Here is an 18,254-nt window from a genome sequence, read left to right as displayed (position 1 = left end):
GCAGCGGGCCGGATAAAATGGCTGGCAAAGCAGGGTTTTCCTAAGTCCTTGGAACTTCTGCAAATTTTTTTTCAAAAGGGGGTTGCCAAGGTTCGGAACCCTCTCTAGAATGCGCCCCACTTCGAGAGCAAACGGGTGATTAGCTCAGCTGGGAGAGCATCTGCCTTACAAGCAGAGGGTCGGCGGTTCGATCCCGTCATCACCCACCACTCGAGGTTTAGCGCAGCGGTAGTTCAGTCGGTTAGAATACCGGCCTGTCACGCCGGGGGTCGCGGGTTCGAGTCCCGTCCGCTGCGCCATATTAGCTTCACGGGAACACTGAACGCCCTGAAGCACCGAAGAAAACGGCCTTAGTAGGCCGTTTTTTTTTGCCTGCTTTTCCGGGATGCCACGCCGTCCCTGTTCATGCCCCCCCTGCGGCAAAATGCTACGCGCTTCCTTTCTTTGCCATCTCTTTACGATCCTGGTCGGGAGGCGCGGTAGCCAGTGCCTGGATGCGCTGCTAAGCTCGGCCATCCGCTTTCGGTAAGTCCCAACTGCGTAATTAAGGAAACAGCATGAGACTGAGACATCAACGTTTGGCACCTGCGATCGCCCTGGTCGGCCTGGTACTGGCCGGCTGCGACTCGCAGACCAGTGTCAAACTGGACACTCCGGCGCAGAAGGCGTCCTACGGCATCGGCCTGAACATGGGCAAGAGCCTTGCGCAGGAGGGCATGGATGATCTCGATTCCAAGGCTGTGGCGCAGGGCATCGAAGATGCCATCGGTAACAAGGAGCAGAAGCTGACCGACGAGCAGCTGATGGAGGCCTTCACCTTCCTGCAGACCCGCGCTGAAGAGCGCATGGCCGAGATGAATGCCAAGGCGGTCGAGGCGGGCAAGAAGTTCCTCGAGGAGAACGCCAAGCGCGAAGGCGTGAAAACCACCGAGTCCGGCCTGCAGTACGAAGTCGTCAAGTCGGCCGAAGGTCGTCAGCCGACCGAGAACGACGTGGTGACCGTTCACTACGAAGGCAGTCTGACCGATGGCACCGTCTTCGACAGTTCGATCAAGCGCGGCAGTCCGATCGATCTGCCGGTTGGCGGCGTGATTCCTGGCTGGGTCGAAGGCCTGCAGCTGATGCACGTCGGGGAAAAGTTCAAGCTGTACATCCCGAGCGAGCTGGCTTACGGCGAGCAGAGCCCGAGCCCGCTGATTCCGGCGAATTCGGTGCTGGTGTTCGATCTCGAGCTGCTGGATATCAAGGGCGACGAAGCCGAGCAGCCTGCCGAGGCCGCTGAGCAGCAATAAACGGAACCGCTGGAAACGAAAACGCCCCGATCTGATCGGGGCGTTTTGCTTTGCGTCGGTTTCCGGCGGATCAGTCGTCCATCTGCGACTGCAGGTAGTTCTCCAGGCCCACCTTGTCGATCAGGCCCAGCTGCGTTTCCAGCCAGTCGATGTGCTCTTCCTCGGACTCGAGGATGTCTTCCAGCAGCTCACGGCTGCCGTAGTCACCGACGCTCTCGCAGTAGGCGATGGCCACCTTCAGGTCCTGTACGCCACCCTGTTCCAGCTTGAGGTCGCACTCAAGCATTTCGCGGGTATTCTCGCCGATCAGCAGCTTGCCGAGATCCTGCAGGTTCGGCAGGCCTTCCAGGAAGAGGATGCGCTTGATCAGCTTGTCGGCATGCTTCATCTCGTCGATGGATTCGTCATACTCGTGCTTGCCGAGCTTGCCGAGACCCCAGTCTTCATACATGCGCGCATGCAGGAAATACTGGTTGATGGCTACCAGCTCGTTGCCGAGGATCTTGTTGAGATGCTGAATGACCAGCTTGTCGCCTTTCATGAAGTTAGCCTGCCTGGAACGGTGGTGATTGATGCAGTCTGGCCAGCGTCGGGCGAGCTGTCAAACCTAAGTCCTTGAATGCAAAAGCCTAAATCTAGTGAGAATGGTTGCGTTCTGCATCCTGGTGGGCAACTGGCTGATTTGCAGGCAAAAAAAAGCCGGGCAGGGCCCGGCTTTCAAGGCTTCAGTCTGTCAAGCCTGAACAAAGCTCGCGGGGTAGGCCAGGGCCGCCTGGGCGTTCTGCACGTCGCTGAGCGTTTCGCGAACGACCTGCTTGGCGACGCATGCGCATTTGCCGCACTGGGTGGCGACGCCGGTCGCTTCGCGAACCTCACGATAGCTGCAGCAGCCCTCGTAGATGGCATCGCGAATCTGGCCGTCGGTGACACCCTGGCAAAGACAGACGTACATAGAGCACTACCCGTTGAATTCGTTGACGGAAGTGATGCTAATCAGAATGAGAATAATTGTCAAAGATCGTTCGTCGGCTGGCCGATGACAGCCACTCGAACAATGTGCCGCCGCCGCGATTGCCATGCCCTGCGAGGGCCGGCGTCCGTCGGCGTGAGCTGGCTCGGCGTAGGGCGGGGGCGTAAACTGCCTGCCTTTTCTGAAGCTGCCTGTTGCCCGCGCCTGACGCGGGACAAGGCCGTCCCGACGGAGCCGCGCTGTGCATCTGAGCGTTCCCACCCTGACGCTGGTGGATATATATGTGCTGCTCCTGCTTGGCGTGCTGATGTTCTTCGCCTGGCGCAGCGGGCAGCGTGATGCGACGCTGGGCTTCACCTGCCTGATGCTGCTGTTCGGGACGGTTTCAACCGTGCTCGGCTGCCTGCGCGGAATGGGGATCGACGTGGTGCCGATCATGCTCGGCAACATCGCCCTCCAGCTCGCGCTGGCCATGAACTGGACGGCGATGCGCACGTTCGTCGGTCGACCGCCGCACCTGCCCGGAATATTGGCCGGGGCGCTGCTATGGGGCGGGCTGTGCCTGGTGCCTGCGTTTTATTCATCCCTGACCGCTCGGCTATTGCTGGCTTCGGCGCTGACGGTCGTCTACACCCTGCTTGCGATGTCCGAGCTCTGGCGCAGCCGGCAGCGACTATCGGTTTCGCTGCGGCCGGCCATGGGCCTGATGCTGCTTCACGTATCGTTCTATCTGCTGCGCATGGTGGTCGACCGCGGTCAGCCGTTCGGTGACGCCGATCAGGTGAGCTTCTTTGCCTTCGTGATCTTCGAGACGTTGCTCTATGCCATTGGCATTTCCTTCGTCACCCTGGCGATGGTTCGCGAGCGTGCCGAGCAGCAGTATCGGCACGCCTCGCTCAGCGATCCGCTCACCGGCATCGGCAACCGACGCTCTTTCATCGATGCCGGGCAGGCCCTGCTGCAGCGCTGTCGTGCGCGCGGCGAGCCGGTGACGCTGCTGCTCTGCGATCTGGACTTCTTCAAGCGGCTCAACGACACCTTCGGTCATCAGGCCGGCGATCGTGCGCTGATCGACTTCGGCCAGGTGATCGCCCGGCGAATGCGACGTCAGGACGTGTTCGGGCGGATCGGCGGAGAGGAATTCGCCTGTCTGCTGGCCGATGCCGATGCGCTTGTCGGCCGGGAGGTGGCCGAGCGTATTCGCGGCGAGTTCGCCGCCATGCCCTTCGCCGAGCAGGGGCAGCTGAGTGTCAGCATCGGCGTGGCGACCACCATCTCCCGCTACGAACTCGACGAGCTGATGGCGCAGGCGGACCGGGCGCTCTATGCCGCCAAGGCGGCCGGGCGCAACTGCACTCGCCTGGCGAATGGTGACGCCGAGGCCCAGGACGGCGCAGCGCTTACCCGCGGTGCGCCCGGGGTCGGGCTTTGAGTTAGACTGCCTGCCTTTTTTCCGACCAAGAAGCCCGCCTCATGGCCCTGCAAGCGACACCCTACAAAGTCGAGTTGAATCTCACGGACCTGGACCGTGGCGTCTATGAAAACCTGCGCTTCACGGTAGCCAGGCACCCCTCGGAAACCGAGGAGCGTCTGGGTGTGCGTCTGATCGCCTATGCATTGTGGTACAGCGAGCAGTTGGCGTTCGGCCGCGGGTTGTCCGATGTGGATGAGCCGGCACTGTGGGAGAAGAGCCTGGATGGCCGCATCCTCCACTGGATCGAGGTCGGCCAGCCGGATGCCGAGCGTCTGACCTGGTGTTCGCGACGTGCCGAGCGCGTCAGCCTGCTGGCGTACGGCAACCTGCGGGTCTGGCAGAGCAAGGTGATTGATGCGGTGAAGGGGCTGAAGAACCTGTCCATCGCCAGCATCGACTCCGAGGCGCTGGCCGCGCTGGTCAAGGACCTGCCGCGTAGCCTGCAGTGGGGCGTGATGATCAGCGACGGCACCTTGTTCATCACCGACGAACGCGGCCAGTTCGAGGTATCGCTCGGCTGGCTGCTCGGCGAGCGCTGATCGCGCTCGCGTATGTGGCGGTCAGGACTGCCAGAATTCCAGCAGGGCGTTGAACGACATCACCACCCCGACCGCCGTGGCCACCATCGCCAGCAGGCCGAACACCAGCATCCAGGTCGGGTGGCGATACCGGTCGCCGACGATTGCCGGCTTGCGCGACGCCAGCAGCACGCAGCCCAGCGCCAGCGGCAGCACCAGGGCATTCAGCGTGCCCGCCACCACCAGAACCTTCACCGGCTGTCCGACCAGGCTGTAGATGAGCGTCGAGCAGGCGATGAAGCCGATCACCATACGCTGGTTGTGGCGGCGGATGCTGTCGTGCAACGAGTACATGAAGGTGACGCTGGTGTAGGCGGCGCCGATCACCGATGACACCGAGGCGGCCAGCAGTACCACGCCGAAGATCTTGTAGCCGACCGTGCCCATCGAGTGGGAGAACACCGAAGCGGCAGGGTTGCTCGGGTCGAGGCTGAGCCCCTGGCTGACGACTCCGAGCGCGGCCAGGAACAGGCAGATGCGCACAACGCCGGTAGTGGCGATGCCGGTGACCGCCGCTCGGGTGACCAGCCTGACGTTCTCGACGCCAGTGATGCCGGCTTCCACCAGCCGGTGCCCGCCGGAGAACGAGATGTAGCCGCCAACGGTACCGCCCACCAGTGTCACGATCGGCAGCAACAGGATCAGCGGATCGTCCGGGTTGAAGCTGCGATTGACCGCCTCGAGCAGCGGTGGGCTCGACTGCAGCATGGCGTAGCCGATCATGCAGAGCATCACCAGCCCCAGCACCTGCATCACCGAATCCATTACGCCCTTGGCATTGCGCAGCAGGAAGATGCCGATGATCAGCACCGCGGCGATCAGCGAGCCGATCACCGGCGGGATGCCGAAGATGACGTTCATGGCCAGCCCGGCACCGCCGATGTTGCCGATGTTGAAGGCGATGCCGCCAAGCACGATGAAGGCCGAGATCAGGTGGCCGACGCCGGGGATCACCCGGTTGGCGACATCCTGGCCGCGCAGGTTGGCGACGGTGATGATCCGCCAGATGTTGAGCTGGGCGCCGATATCGATCAGCAGCGAGACCAGAATGGCGAAGGCGAAGCTCGCCAGGTATTTCTCGGTGAACAGCGAGGTCTGGGTCAGAAAGGCCGGACCGATGGACGACGTCGCCATGATGAAGATGGCGCCGCGAAGCACGTTGCGCTGGGAGGGTGTGGCTCGTTCGGCTTGCGTAGGTTGCATTGGATACCTTCTTTTTTCTTGGCGTTGGGGCAGGTAGGGAAATGCAGCCGTGCAGCGAGTGCCCGGCAAGATTGTTGTTGTTTGGTGATGCGCAAAACCGTGTCGGGTCAGATCACCCCCAGCTGTTCGTCGCGCAGGTCGGTGATGAACATGTGCCCTGGCGCGTGGGTGATGACCAGCTCCGGCCGAGCCTGCATCGCCACCGCCTGGGGCGTCACGCCACAGGCCCAGAACACCGGGACCTCGCCCTCGCGCAGCTCGGACGGCTCACCGAAATCCGGTTTGGCCAGGTCTGCGATGCCCAGCAGTCGCGGGTCGCCGACATGCACGGGGGCGCCATGCACGGAGGGAAATCGCGATGTGACCTGCACGGCGCGCACCACCTTGTTCGCAGGCATCGGCCGCATGCTCACTACCATCGGCCCGCTCAGGCGGCCGGCGGGCTGGCAGGCGATGTTGGTGCGGTACATCGGGACGTTGTGGCCGTCCTCGATGTGCCTGACTGGCACGCCGTTGGCCAGCAGCGCAGCCTCGAAACTGAAGCTGCAGCCGATGAGGAAGGCCACCATGTCGTCCTCCCAGAAGGGCGTGATGTCCTGCACCTCCTGATCGAGCTCGCCATTGCGGTAGATGCGGTAGCGCGGGAAGTCCGTGCGGATATCGGCGCCTGGCGCCGCGTGCCGTGGCTCGAAGCTACCCGGGTCGGTGACGTCCAGCAGCGGGCAGGGTTTGGGGTTGCGCTGGCAGAACAGCAGGAAGTCGTAGGCCAGCTCACGCCGCACGATCATGAGATTGGCCTGGGCATAGCCATTGGCCAGGCCGGCGGTCGGGCCGTCGAATTCGCCCTGGCGAATCCGCTCGCGCAGTGCGGCGGGGGACAGGTCTCGGTAGGCGGTCAGGTTCATATCCATCACTCCGTCGTGGTCCGTTGCCAGCTGGCGAGCAGCCGCCGCTGCTCGCGTTGTGCGCGTTCCAACGCCACCGGCTTCAGGCGCAACACGGTGCCGGGCATGCATTGGGCCAGCTGCGCGACTGCCAATGGCGTGAGTGCGCCAAGGCGCGGGTAACCGCCGATGGTCTGGCGGTCATTGAGCAGGATGATCGGCTGACCGTCCGCCGGAACCTGAATAGCGCCCAGCGGCACGCCTTCGGAGATCATGGCCGAGCGCGCGCAGCGCAGGGTCGGTCCCAGCAGGCGAACACCCATGCGGTCGGCGCGCTGGTCGACGGTCCAGTCGCTGTTGAACGCATCGAACAGGCTCTGCCCGGTGAAATCGCCGATCTGCGCCCCCAGTACCACCGATAGCCCGGCGCCGGGCAGCGGCACCAGCGCCTGCTCGGGTAGGTTGCGCATCGTCGTGGCGTGGCCGCGCCAGTGCAGTAGGTCGCCCTTGGCCAGCGGCTGGCCGTCGCCGTTCAGCCCACCGAGCTGCTCACGGCGTACCGTGGCACAGCTGCCCAGCACGGCCGGTGCGCTGAAACCGCCGGGCGCGGCGAGATAGGCACGAACACCCTGGCGCGGTTGACTGAAGATCAGTGTCTGACCTTCCCGGATGCGAAAGGCGCGCCCGGGCATGAGAGGCTCGCCATCGAGCGTCGCGCCGAGATCGGCGCCGCAGAGTGCGAGGCAGGCATCGGTCTGAGCGCGCAGGCTGAAATTGCCGAGGGTGATCTCCACCGTAGACGCCTGCAGCGGGTTGCCCAGCAGCCAGTTAGCCCAGCCGTGGGACAGCCAGTCAACGGCACCGCCCTGGGTCACGCCGAGGTGGCGAACGCCGCTGCGGCCGGCGTCCTGCAGAGTGGCCAGGGCTCCGGCCTGTTCGATCAGCAGGCTCATGCGGAGGCCTCCTGGAAGGGCGTGTCGTCGCCGCCGAGACGGATGAACTCGGCCCGCTCGATGGGCACGAAGCGCACGCGGTCGCCGGGTTGCCAGAGGCTGAAGCCGTCCAGTTCGCGGTCGAACAGGCGAACCGGGCTGCGGCCGATCAGGTTCCAGCCGCCCGGTGACACCAGCGGATAGATGGCGGTCTGGCGGTCGGCGATGCCCAGACTGCCGGCCGGCACCTGCTTGCGCGGCGTCGCCAGGCGTGGGCTGGCGAGGCGCTCGTCGACCAGCCCGAGAAAGGCGAAGCCGGGCGCGAAGCCGAGGGCGAAGACTTGATAGATATGCGTGCTGTGTCGCTCGATGACTCCCGCGACACCGAGGCCGCTGCGCTCGCCCAGCGCTTGCAGTTCCGGGCCGACGCTCGGGTCGTACCACACCGGTATGTCGTGCTGACGGGCACTCGTCGCCGCCGCCGGTTCCAGCCCATCGAGAGCCTGCCGCACATACTGGCGGGCCTGGTGATCGTCCAGTTGCGCCAGGTCGTACTGCACCAGCAGCGTGGTGTAGGAGGGCACCAGATCGATGAGTGCAGCGCCGAACGCATCCCGCACACGCTGAGTGGCGGCCAGCATCCACGACATATTGTCCTCGTCGATCTGATCGAACAGGCGCAGCACCAGGCTATCGATGCCGACCACCTCGATCCGCGGCGTCATGCGGGAAGCGCCTGCAGTGCCTGACGAATGCGCTGCACAGCGGCGATGGAGCCGGCGTTGTCGCCGTGCACGCAGAGCGTATCGGCCTGCAGGATCAGCGCGCTGCCATCGCTGGCGGTCAATGCTTCCCCCTTGGCCAGGCGCAAGGCCTGGTCGGCCACCGTTTCGGCATCGTGGTGCACGGCACCCGGCAGGTTGCGTGAGACCAGCATGCCGGCGGCGTCGTAGGCGCGGTCGGCGAACACCTCGAACCACAGTGTGATGCCGATTTCCGCCGCCATCGCCTGGCTTTCGCTGTTGTCGCGGGTAGACATGAGCATCAGCGGCAGGCTGGCACTGTAGGCCTTTACGGCGGTCATGACCGCGCGCAGCAGCTGTGGCTGGCGCATCATGTCGTTGTAGAGCGCGCCGTGGGGTTTGACGTAGCGGACCTGCGTGCCTTCGGCGCGGCAGATGCCGTCGAGCGCACCGATCTGATAGAGCAGCATGTTCTCCACTTCGGCCGGGCTGCAGGCCATGGAGCGCCGACCGAAGCCGACCAGGTCCGGATAGGCCGGGTGCGCGCCGATGCGCACGTCGTGCTGGCGCGCCAGTGCGACGGTGCGCCGCATGATCTGCGGATCGGAGGCATGGAAGCCACAGGCGATATTGGCGCAGTCGATGAACGGCATCACCTCGGCGTCCAGGCCCATGGTCCAGGCGCCGAAGCTTTCCCCTATGTCGCAATTGAGTAACAGACGACTCACGATGGCTGCTCCTTTCGAGATGGGCCGGTGCGGCGGTCGAAGTCGATACACTGATAAAGTATCGATAAATTATCAACGTATTTTTCCTGTCGACCGCCGAAGTGACCGCGCGGACATTGCTGTATCCTTGCCGCCCACCTCGATACGATCGACTGCCGCTTCTTCAATCAGGAACTCAGAATGGTTGACGCCAAAAGCTCCCGTCCGTTGCGATCCTCGATCGTCGCCTCGGCGCATCTTGCCGAGCAGTCCCAGGAGCTGTCCGAGCTCGAGTACGGCATCATCGTCGCCAGCGCCGCGCTGATGCGCTGGATGGAGCGCTGCATGCAGGCCTGCGGCACGGTGGAAATGAATGCACTGGACGTCATGGTGCTGCACAACCTCACCAGCCGGGGGCGGGCCAAGCGACAGGCGGATATCTGCCTGCTGCTCAACGTGGAAGATACTCACACGGTCACCTATGCCCTGAAGAAGCTCGGCAAGCTGGGTCTGGTGGAAGGCGCCAAGCAGGGCAAGGAAATGTTCTATCGCACCACTGACAAGGGGCGCGCGCTCTGTCAGGAGTACGCCGACATCCGCCGCGAATGCCTGATCGCCTCGTTCGAGAACCTCAACATCGACCCCGATGAAATCCATCGTCTGGCCGGCATGCTGCGTGCCATGTCCGGGCTGTACGACCAGGCCGCTCGCGCCGCCACCTCCCTGTAAACGACCTTCACCGAGCCCGGAATTCCATGCGTATCGAACCCCGCCCCCTGCCCGAGCAGCTGCCCAACCTCGGCGAGCTGCCGCCGCTGCTGCAGCGCCTCTACGCGGCCCGTGGCGTGACTTGCGCGGAGGAACTGGACAAGGGGTTGGCGCGGTTGATTCCTTATAAGCAGCTCAAGGGCATCGATGCCGCGGTCGAGCTGCTGGTCGAGGCGCTGGAAAAGCGCCAGCGCATCCTGTTCGTCGGTGACTTCGATGCCGACGGCGCCACCGCGAGCAGCGTCGGCGTGCTCGGCCTGCGTCAGCTGGGGGCGGCGCATGTCGATTATCTGGTGCCCAATCGCTTCGAATACGGTTACGGGCTGACGCCCGAAATCGTTGCCGTCGCCTTGCAGCGCGAACCCGACCTGCTGGTGACCGTCGACAACGGCATCTCCAGCGTCGATGGCGTCGCGGCGGCCAAGGCGGCCGGGTTGCGGGTGCTGGTCACCGACCATCACCTGCCCGGTCACGAGCTGCCGGCGGCCGATGCCATCGTCAATCCCAACCAGCCGGAATGTACCTTCCCGAGCAAGTGCATCGCCGGTGTCGGGGTGATCTTCTACGTGCTGCTGGCCCTGCGCGCACGGCTGCGTGACCTCGGCTGGTTCGCCCGTCAGGGCTGGCCCGAGCCGAACCTGGCCGAGCTGCTCGATCTGGTGGCGCTGGGCAGTGTCGCCGACGTGGTGCCGCTGGACGCCAACAACCGCATTCTGGTCCACCAGGGCCTGGCGCGAATTCGTGCGGGGCGGGCTCGGCCGGGGCTGCGGGCGATTCTCGAGGTTGCCGGGCGCGATCATCGGCGCATCACCTCCACCGACCTGGGCTTCATCCTCGGCCCGCGATTGAATGCGGCCGGTCGGCTGGATGACATGTCGCTGGGCATCGAATGCCTGCTCTGCGAGGACGAGGCGCTGGCGCGCGACATGGCGACCCAGCTCGACGAGCTGAACAAGGATCGCAAGGCCATTGAACAGGGCATGCAACGCGAGGCGCTGGCGCAGCTCAAGGATCTGCCACTGGAGGACCTGCCGTTCGGCCTGTGCCTGTTCGAGCCGGACTGGCACCAAGGGGTGATCGGCATCCTCGCCTCGCGCCTCAAGGAGCGCTACCACCGCCCGACCATCGCCTTCGCCGATGCTGGCGACGGGCTGCTCAAAGGGTCGGCGCGCTCGGTGCCGGGCTTTCATATCCGCGATGCGCTGGACGCGGTTGCCGCCAGGCATCCCGGCCTGATCAGCAAGTTCGGCGGGCACGCCATGGCGGCCGGGCTGTCGCTGCCACAAGCGAACTTCGGTGCCTTCGCCGCGGCCTTCGATGCCGAAGTGCGCCGCCAGCTGTGCGAGGACGATCTCACCGGTCGGCTACTCACCGACGGCCAGCTCAGGGTCGAGGAATTCCATCTGGAGCTGGCGCGTGCGCTGCGCAACGCCGGACCCTGGGGCCAGCATTTTCCCGAGCCGATGTTCCATGGCGTGTTCCAGTTGATGCAGCAACGTATCGTCGGCGAGCGCCATCTCAAGCTTGTGCTCAAGAGCGAATGCGGATCGCTGACGCTGGACGGCATCGCCTTCAACGTCGACCGCGAGATCTGGCCGAACCCGACGGTGCGCTGGGCGGAGCTGGCCTACAAACTGGACGTCAACGAGTATCGCGGCCAGGAAAGCGTGCAGCTGATGGTGGCGCATATCGCCCCGCGCTGACCGATGCATGCCGGCCGACGATAGGCTGGCTGAATCGGCTGGCATTCCCCGGCGGAACGTTCGATTGTTGCCTGCGGCCGCGGCGCCTAGAGTGGCGGGACAACAACAGCGCCATGCGGGAACCCGAAATGAGCGACATCAGCGTCCATCACCGTGCCTGTCACCTGTGCGAAGCCATCTGCGGCCTGACCATCCAGACCGAAGGCGAGCGCATCCTTTCGATCAAGGGCGACCACCTCGACAGCTTCAGCCGCGGCCATATCTGTCCGAAGGCAGTGGCGCTGCAGGACATCCAGAACGACCCCGATCGCCTGCGCCACCCGATGCGCCGCTGCGGCGATGAGTGGCAGGCCATCAGCTGGGAGGAGGCCTACGAACTGGTCGCCGAGCGCCTGGCTGAGATCCGCGAGCGCCACGGTAGTAATGCCGTGGCGATCTACCAAGGCAACCCGAGTGTGCATAACTACGGGCTGACGACCCACAGCAATTACTTCCTCGGTCTGCTGAAGACGCGCAACCGCTTCTCGGCCACGTCGGTCGACCAGCTGCCGCACCACCTGACCAGCCACCTGATGTACGGCCATGGTCTGCTGCTGCCGGTGCCGGACATCGATCACACCGATTTCATGCTGATCCTCGGCGGCAATCCGCTGGCCTCCAATGGCAGCATCATGACCGTGCCCGATGTGGAGAAGCGGCTGAAGGCGATCCGCGCCCGCGGCGGCAAACTGGTGGTGGTCGACCCGCGGCGCAGCGAGACCGCCGCCATCGCCGATCAACATCTGTTCGTGCGCCCCGGACAGGACGCCGCGCTGTTGTTCGGCCTGCTCAACACCCTGTTCGAGGAAGGGCTGACGCGTGCCAGCGAACTGCCGCTGGACGGCATCGAGGAGGTGCGCACGGCGATCGCCGCCTTCAGCGCCGAGGCGATGAGCGCCCGTTGCGGTGTTCCGGCCGAGCAGATCCGCCAGTTGGCGCGGGACTTCGCGGCGGCGGACAGGGCGGTCTGCTACGGACGCATGGGCGTTTCGACCCAGGCCTTCGGCACGCTCTGCCAGTGGCTGGTGCAGCTGATCAACCTGGTCACCGGCAACCTCGACCGGGTCGGCGGCGCGCTGTGCACCGAGCCGGCGGTGGATCTGGTGGAGACCACCAAGGGCGGCCATTTTGACGCCTGGCGTAGTCGGGTGTCGCAACTGCCCGAATATGGCGGCGAACTACCGGTAGCGGCATTGGCCGAAGAGATGCTCGAGCCCGGGGAAGGGCAGGTGCGTGCGCTGATCACCGTGGCCGGCAACCCGGTGCTTTCCACACCCAACGGGCGCAAGCTGGAGCAGGCGCTGGATGGCCTGGCGTTCATGCTCAGCGTGGACTTCTACATCAACGAGACGACCCGCTATGCCGATGTGATCCTGCCGCCGACCGCACCGCTGGAGCACGACCATTACGACGCGACATTCAATCTGCTCGCCGTGCGCAACGTCACCCGCTTCAACCTGCCGGTGCTGCCCAAGCCCGAGGGCGCGCTGCACGACTGGGAAATCTTTATCGGCCTGGCCGAGGCCTACGCCGGGCGGGTGGGCGTCGAGCTCAAGCCGACCATGCCGCCGCAACAGATGATGGACCTGGCGCTGCGCCATGGGCCCTATGGTGACAAGTCCGAGCGCAAGCTGAGCCTGGCAGCGCTGGAGGATTATCCCCACGGGCTGGATCTCGGGCCGCTCAAGCCGAATCTGGCGCGGCGCTTGAAAACGCCGAACAAGCGCATCCAGGCCGCGCCGGGGCTGATGCTGGACGATCTGCAGCGTTTCGCTGCGCAGCCCCAGGCGGGTGCCGACGAGCTGTTGCTGATCGGCCGCCGCCACGTGCGCAGCAACAACTCCTGGATGCACAACTACCAGCGCCTGGTGAAGGGTAAGCCGCGTCATCAGTTGCTGATGCACCCGACCGACATGGCGGCGCGGGCGCTGCAGGATGGCCAGCGGGTGCGGGTGCATTCGCGGGTCGGCGTGGTCGAGGTGGAGGCGCTGGCCAGCGAGGAGATGATGCCCGGCGTGGTCAGCCTGCCGCACGGCTGGGGCCATGCGCGGCCGGGCGTGCAGCTGGATATCGCGCGGCAGCAGCCTGGCGCGAGTTGCAACGACCTGACCGACGAGCGCCAGCTGGATGTCTCCGGCAACGCGGCGCTCAACGGCGTGACGGTGCAGGTCAGCGCCGCCTGACCAGCGACTTTGCCCGCCGCGGGCTGGGCATGTGCGCGGAAACGGTCTCTACTGACGGGTGTCCAACCCGCATCCACGACAGTAGAGGCCGTCATGTCCCAGCTCTTCCAGCCGCTCAGCCTGCGCCAGCTCACCTTGCCCAACCGCATCGCCGTGTCGCCGATGTGCCAGTACTCGGCCAAGGACGGAATGGCCAATGACTGGCACCTGGTGCACCTGGGCAGCCGCGCCGTCGGCGGCGCCGGGCTGGTGATCGTCGAGGCGACAGCAGTCAGCCCGGACGGGCGGATCTCGCCGGAAGACCTGGGCATCTGGTCCGACGAGCATGTCGAGCCGCTGCGCCGCATCACCCGCTTCATCGAGGCGCAGGGCTCGGTGGCCGGCGTGCAGCTGGCCCATGCCGGCCGCAAGGCGAGCACCTGGCGGCCCTGGCTCGGCAAGCATGGCAGCGTGCCGATCGCTGCCGGCGGCTGGACGCCGGTGGGGCCGTCCGCCATCGCCTTCTCGCCGGAGCATGCCGTGCCCACTGCGCTGGACGATGCCGGTATCGCGGCGGTCGTGCAGGCGTTCGTCGAGGCGGCCGAGCGCTCATTGGCTGCCGGTTTCAAGATCGCCGAAGTGCATGCGGCCCATGGCTACCTGCTGCATCAGTTTCTTTCACCGCTCTCCAACCAGCGTCAGGATCGCTATGGCGGCTCGTTCGACAATCGCATCCGTCTGCTGCTGGAGGTCACCGCTGCGGTGCGCCAGGTCTGGCCCGAGGAGTTGCCGCTGTTCGTCCGCCTCTCGGCGACCGATTGGGTCGATGATGGCTGGAATGCAGACGAAACGGTCGAGCTTGCACGGCGGCTCAAGGATGTCGGTGTCGACCTTATCGACGTCTCATCCGGTGGCACTGCGGCCAACGCCGATATTCCGGTCGGGCCGGGCTACCAGACGCAGTTCGCCGAACGCGTGCGCAAGGAGGTGGGTATCGCCACCGGCACAGTCGGGATGATCACCGAGGCGGTGCAGGCCGAACACATCCTGCGTACCGGCCAGGCCGAGCTGATCCTGCTCGCCCGCGAACTGCTGCGCGACCCGTATTGGCCGCTGCATGCCGCCGAATACCTGCGCGACGGGTCCGTGGCCTGGCCGGCTCAGTACGTACGTGCCGCCCATCGCGACACGCCGATCCGCCAGGTGCCCGAGTCGTTCGACTAGCAATCCTTTACGTCCTTCGTGTGGAGAGAATCCGATGAAAACCAGTGGCCTTCTCGATCAGCTGCTCAAGTCAGGACAGGACCTGCTGCAGAAGCAGCAATCCGGCATGGGCGGCAAACCCGGCGGTGGGGGTTTGAGTGACCTGCTCTCCGGTGTCGGCGGCGGTTCGCTCGGCAAGGCGCTTTCCGGTAGTGGCAACAGCGCGCTGGCCGCCGGTGCCATGGGCCTGCTGCTGGGCAATCGCAAGATGCGCAAGATGGGCGGCAAGGCGGTGACCTACGGTGGGCTGGCGGCACTCGGCGTGCTCGCCTACAAGGCTTACAGCAATTGGCAGGCGCAGCAGGGCGCGGCGGCGCAGCAGACGCCGCAGACCATCGATCGGCTGCCGCCGGCCGAGGTCGAGGTGCACAGCGAGGGCATTCTCAAGGCACTGGTGGCAGCAGCCAAGGCCGACGGCCACGTCGATGCCCGCGAGCGTCAGCTGATCGAGGCGGAGCTGGGCAAGCTGGCCGATGCTGATCTGCAGCAGTGGCTGGAGGCCGAACTGAACAAGCCGCTGGACCCGATGGATGTCGCCAGTGCCGCGAGGAGCCCGGAGATGGCCGCCGAGATGTACCTGGCCAGCGTGCTGATGGTGGACGAGGAACATTTCATGGAGCGCGCCTACCTCGACGAGCTGGCGCGCTGCCTGCAGCTCGATCCGCAACTCAAAGGCGAACTGGAAAGCCAGGTACGTGGTGTCAGTGCCTGACCAGCCATCATGAGGGCAAATCCGTTTCCTGACCGTCCGCCGGCACGCCCAGCGGGCTGTCAGCACGGGTTGGCTGAGTTATAATCGCCGGCTTTTGCACCGTCCGATTGAGAGCTGCCTACCTATGGAAATCAACCCGATCCTCAACAGCATCAAGGACCTGTCCGAGCGCACCCAGTCAATTCGGGGGTATCTTTGACTACGATCAGAAGCATGATCGTCTCGTCGAAGTAAACCGCGAACTCGAAGACCCGAACGTCTGGAACAAGCCCGAATACGCCCAGAGCCTGGGCCGTGAACGCGCTACCCTGGCGCAGATCGTCGAAACCATCGACGATCTGACCGGTAGCCTGGCCGATTCGCGCGACCTGCTGGAAATGGCCGCCGAAGAAAACGACGAAGGCGCCGTGAACGACATCGTGGCCGAAGTCGAGCGCCTGCGCGAAATTCTCGAGAAGCTCGAGTTCCGCCGCATGTTCAGCCACGAGATGGACCCCAACAACTGCTACCTCGATATCCAGGCTGGCTCCGGCGGTACCGAGGCCCAGGACTGGGCCAACATCCTGCTGCGCATGTACCTGCGCTGGGCCGACAAGCGCGGCTTCAGCGCCGAGATCGTCGAGCTGTCCGAGGGTGAGGTCGCCGGCATCAAGGGCGCCACCGTACACATCAAGGGCGAATACGCTTTCGGCTGGCTGCGCACCGAGATCGGCGTGCACCGCCTGGTGCGCAAGAGTCCGTTCGACTCCGGCGCCCGTCGCCACACCTCGTTCTCGGCGGTATTCGTATCGCCCGAGATCGACGACAAGGTGGAGATCGAGATCAACCCGGCCGACCTGCGCATCGACACCTACCGCTCCTCGGGCGCTGGTGGTCAGCACGTCAACACCACCGATTCGGCAGTGCGTATCACCCACGTGCCGACCAATACCGTGGTGGCCTGCCAGAACGAACGTTCCCAGCACGCGAACAAGGACACCGCCATGAAGATGCTGCGGGCCAAGTTGTACGAGCTGGAAATGCAGAAGCGCAACGCCGCCTCTCAGGCGCTGGAAGACAGCAAGTCGGACATCGGCTGGGGCCACCAGATCCGTTCCTACGTGCTCGACGACTCGCGCATCAAGGATCTGCGTACCGGCGTGGAACGCAGCGATTGCCAGAAGGTGCTCGACGGCGACCTCGACGGGTACCTCGAAGCCAGCCTCAAACAGGGGCTCTGAGCGCAGCCGCACGCCTCAAGCCGCAAGCACCCCATTGAAACGATTTGACCGGGACGACCCGCAATGAGCGAACAACCGCTGAACCAGCACGCCATCCAAGAGGAAGAAAACAAGCTGATTGCCCAGCGCAAGGAAAAGCTTGCTGCCGTGCGTGAGCAGGGCAATGCCTTCCCCAACGACTTCCGTCGTGACAGCTATGCAGGCGACCTGCAGAAACAGTACGCCGAGAAGACCAAGGAGGAGCTGGAAGCGGCCGCCATTCCGGTCAAGGTCGCCGGACGTATCATGCTCAACCGCGGGCCGTTCATGGTGCTGCAGGACATGAGCGGGCGCATCCAGGTCTATGTCGATCGCAAGATGCTGCCGGCCGAGCAGGTCGAGGCGGTCAAGCACTTCGACCTGGGCGACATCATCGCCGCCGAGGGCACCCTGGCGCGCTCCGGCAAGGGTGACCTGTACGTCTACATGAGCAACGTGCGCCTGCTGACCAAGTCGCTGCGCCCGCTGCCGGACAAGTTCCACGGCCTGACCGACACCGAGCAGCGCTATCGCCAGCGTTACGTCGACCTGATGGTGAACGAGGAGGTGCGCGAAACCTTCCGCGTGCGCTCGAAGGTCATCGCTCACATCCGCAAGTTCCTCGCCGAGCGTGACTTCCTCGAAGTGGAAACGCCGATGCTGCAGACCATCCCTGGCGGCGCCGCGGCCAAGCCGTTCGAAACCCACCACAACGCGCTGGACATGCCGATGTTCCTGCGCATCGCGCCGGAGCTCTACCTCAAGCGTCTGGTGGTCGGTGGCTTCGAGCGCGTGTTCGAGATCAACCGCAACTTCCGTAACGAAGGCGTCTCGACCCGGCACAACCCCGAGTTCACCATGCTCGAGTTCTACCAGGCCTATGCCGACTACGAAGACAACATGGACCTGACCGAGGAGCTGTTCCGCGAGCTGGCCCAGGCCGTGCTCGGCAGCACCGACGTGCCCTATGGCGACAAGGTGTTCCACTTCGGCGAGCCCTTTGCGCGCCTGTCGGTGTTCGACTCCATCCTCAAGTTCAACCCGGAAATCTCGGCTGCCGATCTCAATGATCTGGAGAAGGCCCGTGCCATCGCCAAGAAGGCGGGCGCCAAGCTGCTCGGTCACGAAGGCCTGGGCAAGCTGCAGGTGATGATTTTCGAGGAGCTGGTCGAGCACAAGCTGGAACAGCCGACCTTCATCACCGAGTATCCGTTCGAGGTCTCGCCGCTGGCCCGGCGCAACGATCGCAACCCCAACGTCACCGACCGCTTCGAGCTGTTCATTGGTGGCCGCGAGATCGCCAACGCCTATTCCGAGCTCAACGATGCCGAGGATCAGGCCGAGCGCTTCCACGCCCAGGTGGCCGACAAGGACGCCGGCGATGACGAGGCCATGCACTTCGACGCCGACTTCGTTCGTGCGCTGGAATACGGCATGCCGCCGACCGCCGGCGAGGGCATCGGCATCGACCGTCTGGTGATGCTGCTGACCAACTCGCCGTCGATCCGCGACGTGATCCTCTTCCCGCACATGCGCCCGGAACTCTGATCCACTGAGCCTCGACCCACCCGCGGCGTGCCGAGTCC

The 18,254-nt window shown here is 64.7% G+C and carries 17 protein-coding genes and 2 tRNA genes; 12 read left to right on the top strand and 7 right to left on the bottom strand.

Annotation, left to right across the window (positions count from 1 at the left end):
- The first annotated feature begins 133 nt into the window (after nucleotides 1-133).
- From VF716_RS02235 to VF716_RS02225, 3 genes are all read left to right on the top strand, one after another.
- Nucleotides 134-209, top strand: a tRNA-Val gene (locus VF716_RS02235).
- A gap of 13 nt (nucleotides 210-222) precedes the next feature.
- Nucleotides 223-299, top strand: a tRNA-Asp gene (locus VF716_RS02230).
- 258 nt (nucleotides 300-557) lie between these two features.
- Entirely contained in the window at nucleotides 558-1,292 is a 735-nt protein-coding gene (locus VF716_RS02225) for an FKBP-type peptidyl-prolyl cis-trans isomerase (RefSeq protein WP_011913877.1), read from the top strand.
- A 70-nt stretch (nucleotides 1,293-1,362) separates the two neighbouring features.
- Here VF716_RS02225 and bfr read toward each other — a convergent pair whose 3' ends face one another.
- Complete coding sequence (bfr, locus tag VF716_RS02220) at nucleotides 1,363-1,833, bottom strand: bacterioferritin (RefSeq protein ID WP_011913876.1); 471 nt, start codon at nucleotides 1,831-1,833, stop codon at nucleotides 1,363-1,365.
- Between the two features lie 192 nt (nucleotides 1,834-2,025).
- Nucleotides 2,026-2,244, bottom strand: coding sequence for a bacterioferritin-associated ferredoxin (locus VF716_RS02215; protein ID WP_014597196.1), 219 nt, complete (start codon nucleotides 2,242-2,244; stop codon nucleotides 2,026-2,028).
- Nucleotides 2,245-2,503: 259 nt separating this feature from the next.
- On the opposite strand from VF716_RS02215, the gene VF716_RS02210 reads away from it, so the two are divergent.
- Together VF716_RS02210 and VF716_RS02205 are read left to right on the top strand one after the other, a co-directional pair.
- A complete protein-coding gene (locus VF716_RS02210) occupies nucleotides 2,504-3,694 on the top strand; it encodes a GGDEF domain-containing protein (protein ID WP_440551531.1) in 1,191 nt (396 codons plus the stop codon).
- Nucleotides 3,695-3,735: 41 nt separating this feature from the next.
- Nucleotides 3,736-4,275 (top strand): YaeQ family protein, encoded by a 540-nt coding sequence (locus VF716_RS02205; RefSeq protein ID WP_011913873.1) that lies wholly within the window; start codon nucleotides 3,736-3,738, stop codon nucleotides 4,273-4,275.
- Nucleotides 4,276-4,296: 21 nt separating this feature from the next.
- On the opposite strand, the gene VF716_RS02200 is transcribed toward VF716_RS02205, so the two are convergent.
- The 5 genes from VF716_RS02200 to VF716_RS02180 all read right to left on the bottom strand — a co-directional run bounded on the left by VF716_RS02200 (nucleotide 4,297) and on the right by VF716_RS02180 (nucleotide 8,804).
- Complete coding sequence (locus VF716_RS02200) at nucleotides 4,297-5,517, bottom strand: NRAMP family divalent metal transporter (RefSeq protein ID WP_013983370.1); 1,221 nt, start codon at nucleotides 5,515-5,517, stop codon at nucleotides 4,297-4,299.
- 107 nt (nucleotides 5,518-5,624) lie between these two features.
- The gene (locus VF716_RS02195; protein ID WP_045158695.1) at nucleotides 5,625-6,422 is read right to left on the bottom strand and encodes a putative hydro-lyase; all 798 of its coding nucleotides are present in this window, start codon (nucleotides 6,420-6,422) and stop codon (nucleotides 5,625-5,627) included.
- A gap of 5 nt (nucleotides 6,423-6,427) precedes the next feature.
- The gene (locus tag VF716_RS02190; protein ID WP_068506272.1) at nucleotides 6,428-7,354 is read right to left on the bottom strand and encodes a biotin-dependent carboxyltransferase family protein; all 927 of its coding nucleotides are present in this window, start codon (nucleotides 7,352-7,354) and stop codon (nucleotides 6,428-6,430) included.
- Entirely contained in the window at nucleotides 7,351-8,058 is a 708-nt protein-coding gene (gene pxpB / locus VF716_RS02185; RefSeq protein ID WP_068506273.1) for a 5-oxoprolinase subunit PxpB, read from the bottom strand. The genes VF716_RS02190 and pxpB overlap by 4 nt, the downstream gene beginning before the upstream one ends.
- A complete protein-coding gene (locus tag VF716_RS02180) occupies nucleotides 8,055-8,804 on the bottom strand; it encodes a 5-oxoprolinase subunit PxpA (RefSeq protein ID WP_020307085.1) in 750 nt (249 codons plus the stop codon). The genes pxpB and VF716_RS02180 overlap by 4 nt, the downstream gene beginning before the upstream one ends.
- Nucleotides 8,805-8,984: 180 nt before the next feature.
- On the opposite strand from VF716_RS02180, the gene VF716_RS02175 reads away from it, so the two are divergent.
- The 7 genes from VF716_RS02175 (at nucleotide 8,985) to lysS (ending at nucleotide 18,216) form a co-directional block, all read left to right on the top strand.
- A complete protein-coding gene (locus VF716_RS02175; protein ID WP_013983365.1) occupies nucleotides 8,985-9,512 on the top strand; it encodes a winged helix DNA-binding protein in 528 nt (175 codons plus the stop codon).
- A gap of 26 nt (nucleotides 9,513-9,538) precedes the next feature.
- Complete coding sequence (recJ, locus tag VF716_RS02170) at nucleotides 9,539-11,254, top strand: single-stranded-DNA-specific exonuclease RecJ (RefSeq protein ID WP_440551524.1); 1,716 nt, start codon at nucleotides 9,539-9,541, stop codon at nucleotides 11,252-11,254.
- Nucleotides 11,255-11,382: 128 nt separating this feature from the next.
- Nucleotides 11,383-13,476: a molybdopterin-dependent oxidoreductase gene (locus VF716_RS02165; RefSeq protein WP_200631990.1), complete on the top strand. Its 2,094-nt coding sequence runs from the start codon at nucleotides 11,383-11,385 to the stop codon at nucleotides 13,474-13,476.
- Between the two features lie 93 nt (nucleotides 13,477-13,569).
- Nucleotides 13,570-14,679: an NADH:flavin oxidoreductase/NADH oxidase gene (locus VF716_RS02160; RefSeq protein ID WP_440551521.1), complete on the top strand. Its 1,110-nt coding sequence runs from the start codon at nucleotides 13,570-13,572 to the stop codon at nucleotides 14,677-14,679.
- A gap of 34 nt (nucleotides 14,680-14,713) precedes the next feature.
- Nucleotides 14,714-15,430, top strand: coding sequence for a tellurite resistance TerB family protein (locus VF716_RS02155; protein ID WP_440551518.1), 717 nt, complete (start codon nucleotides 14,714-14,716; stop codon nucleotides 15,428-15,430).
- 124 nt (nucleotides 15,431-15,554) lie between these two features.
- A protein-coding gene (prfB, locus tag VF716_RS02150) for a peptide chain release factor 2 (RefSeq protein WP_100218733.1) occupies nucleotides 15,555-16,650 on the top strand; the annotation gives its coding sequence in 2 pieces (ribosomal slippage) (nucleotides 15,555-15,626 and nucleotides 15,628-16,650; 1,095 coding nt in all).
- A 63-nt stretch (nucleotides 16,651-16,713) separates the two neighbouring features.
- Nucleotides 16,714-18,216 carry a lysine--tRNA ligase gene (gene lysS, locus VF716_RS02145; protein ID WP_125881996.1) on the top strand — a complete coding sequence of 501 codons (1,503 nt, stop codon included), beginning with the start codon at nucleotides 16,714-16,716 and terminating at the stop codon, nucleotides 18,214-18,216.
- Nucleotides 18,217-18,254: the final 38 nt, after the last annotated feature.

The organism is Stutzerimonas sp. Brlt_14 (genome assembly GCF_051948915.1).
Lineage (GTDB): Bacteria > Pseudomonadota > Gammaproteobacteria > Pseudomonadales > Pseudomonadaceae > Stutzerimonas > Stutzerimonas stutzeri.
Note: the sequence above shows the minus strand (reverse complement) of the source record. Positions and strands in the feature narration are given on the sequence as shown.

Bases quoted from the DNA above. Each gene is read 5' to 3' on its own strand.
- pxpB (WP_068506273.1), bottom strand. From the start codon at position 8,058: ATGACGCCGCGGATCGAGGTGGTCGGCATCGATAGCCTGGTGCTGCGC.
- lysS (WP_125881996.1), top strand. From the start codon at position 16,714: ATGAGCGAACAACCGCTGAACCAGCACGCCATCCAAGAGGAAGAAAAC.
- VF716_RS02215 (WP_014597196.1), bottom strand. From the start codon at position 2,244: ATGTACGTCTGTCTTTGCCAGGGTGTCACCGACGGCCAGATTCGCGAT.
- bfr (WP_011913876.1), bottom strand. From the start codon at position 1,833: ATGAAAGGCGACAAGCTGGTCATTCAGCATCTCAACAAGATCCTCGGC.
- VF716_RS02165 (WP_200631990.1), top strand. From the start codon at position 11,383: ATGAGCGACATCAGCGTCCATCACCGTGCCTGTCACCTGTGCGAAGCC.
- VF716_RS02195 (WP_045158695.1), bottom strand. From the start codon at position 6,422: ATGAACCTGACCGCCTACCGAGACCTGTCCCCCGCCGCACTGCGCGAG.
- VF716_RS02205 (WP_011913873.1), top strand. From the start codon at position 3,736: ATGGCCCTGCAAGCGACACCCTACAAAGTCGAGTTGAATCTCACGGAC.
- VF716_RS02190 (WP_068506272.1), bottom strand. From the start codon at position 7,354: ATGAGCCTGCTGATCGAACAGGCCGGAGCCCTGGCCACTCTGCAGGAC.
- VF716_RS02155 (WP_440551518.1), top strand. From the start codon at position 14,714: ATGAAAACCAGTGGCCTTCTCGATCAGCTGCTCAAGTCAGGACAGGAC.
- VF716_RS02175 (WP_013983365.1), top strand. From the start codon at position 8,985: ATGGTTGACGCCAAAAGCTCCCGTCCGTTGCGATCCTCGATCGTCGCC.
- recJ (WP_440551524.1), top strand. From the start codon at position 9,539: ATGCGTATCGAACCCCGCCCCCTGCCCGAGCAGCTGCCCAACCTCGGC.
- VF716_RS02200 (WP_013983370.1), bottom strand. From the start codon at position 5,517: ATGCAACCTACGCAAGCCGAACGAGCCACACCCTCCCAGCGCAACGTG.
- VF716_RS02225 (WP_011913877.1), top strand. From the start codon at position 558: ATGAGACTGAGACATCAACGTTTGGCACCTGCGATCGCCCTGGTCGGC.
- VF716_RS02160 (WP_440551521.1), top strand. From the start codon at position 13,570: ATGTCCCAGCTCTTCCAGCCGCTCAGCCTGCGCCAGCTCACCTTGCCC.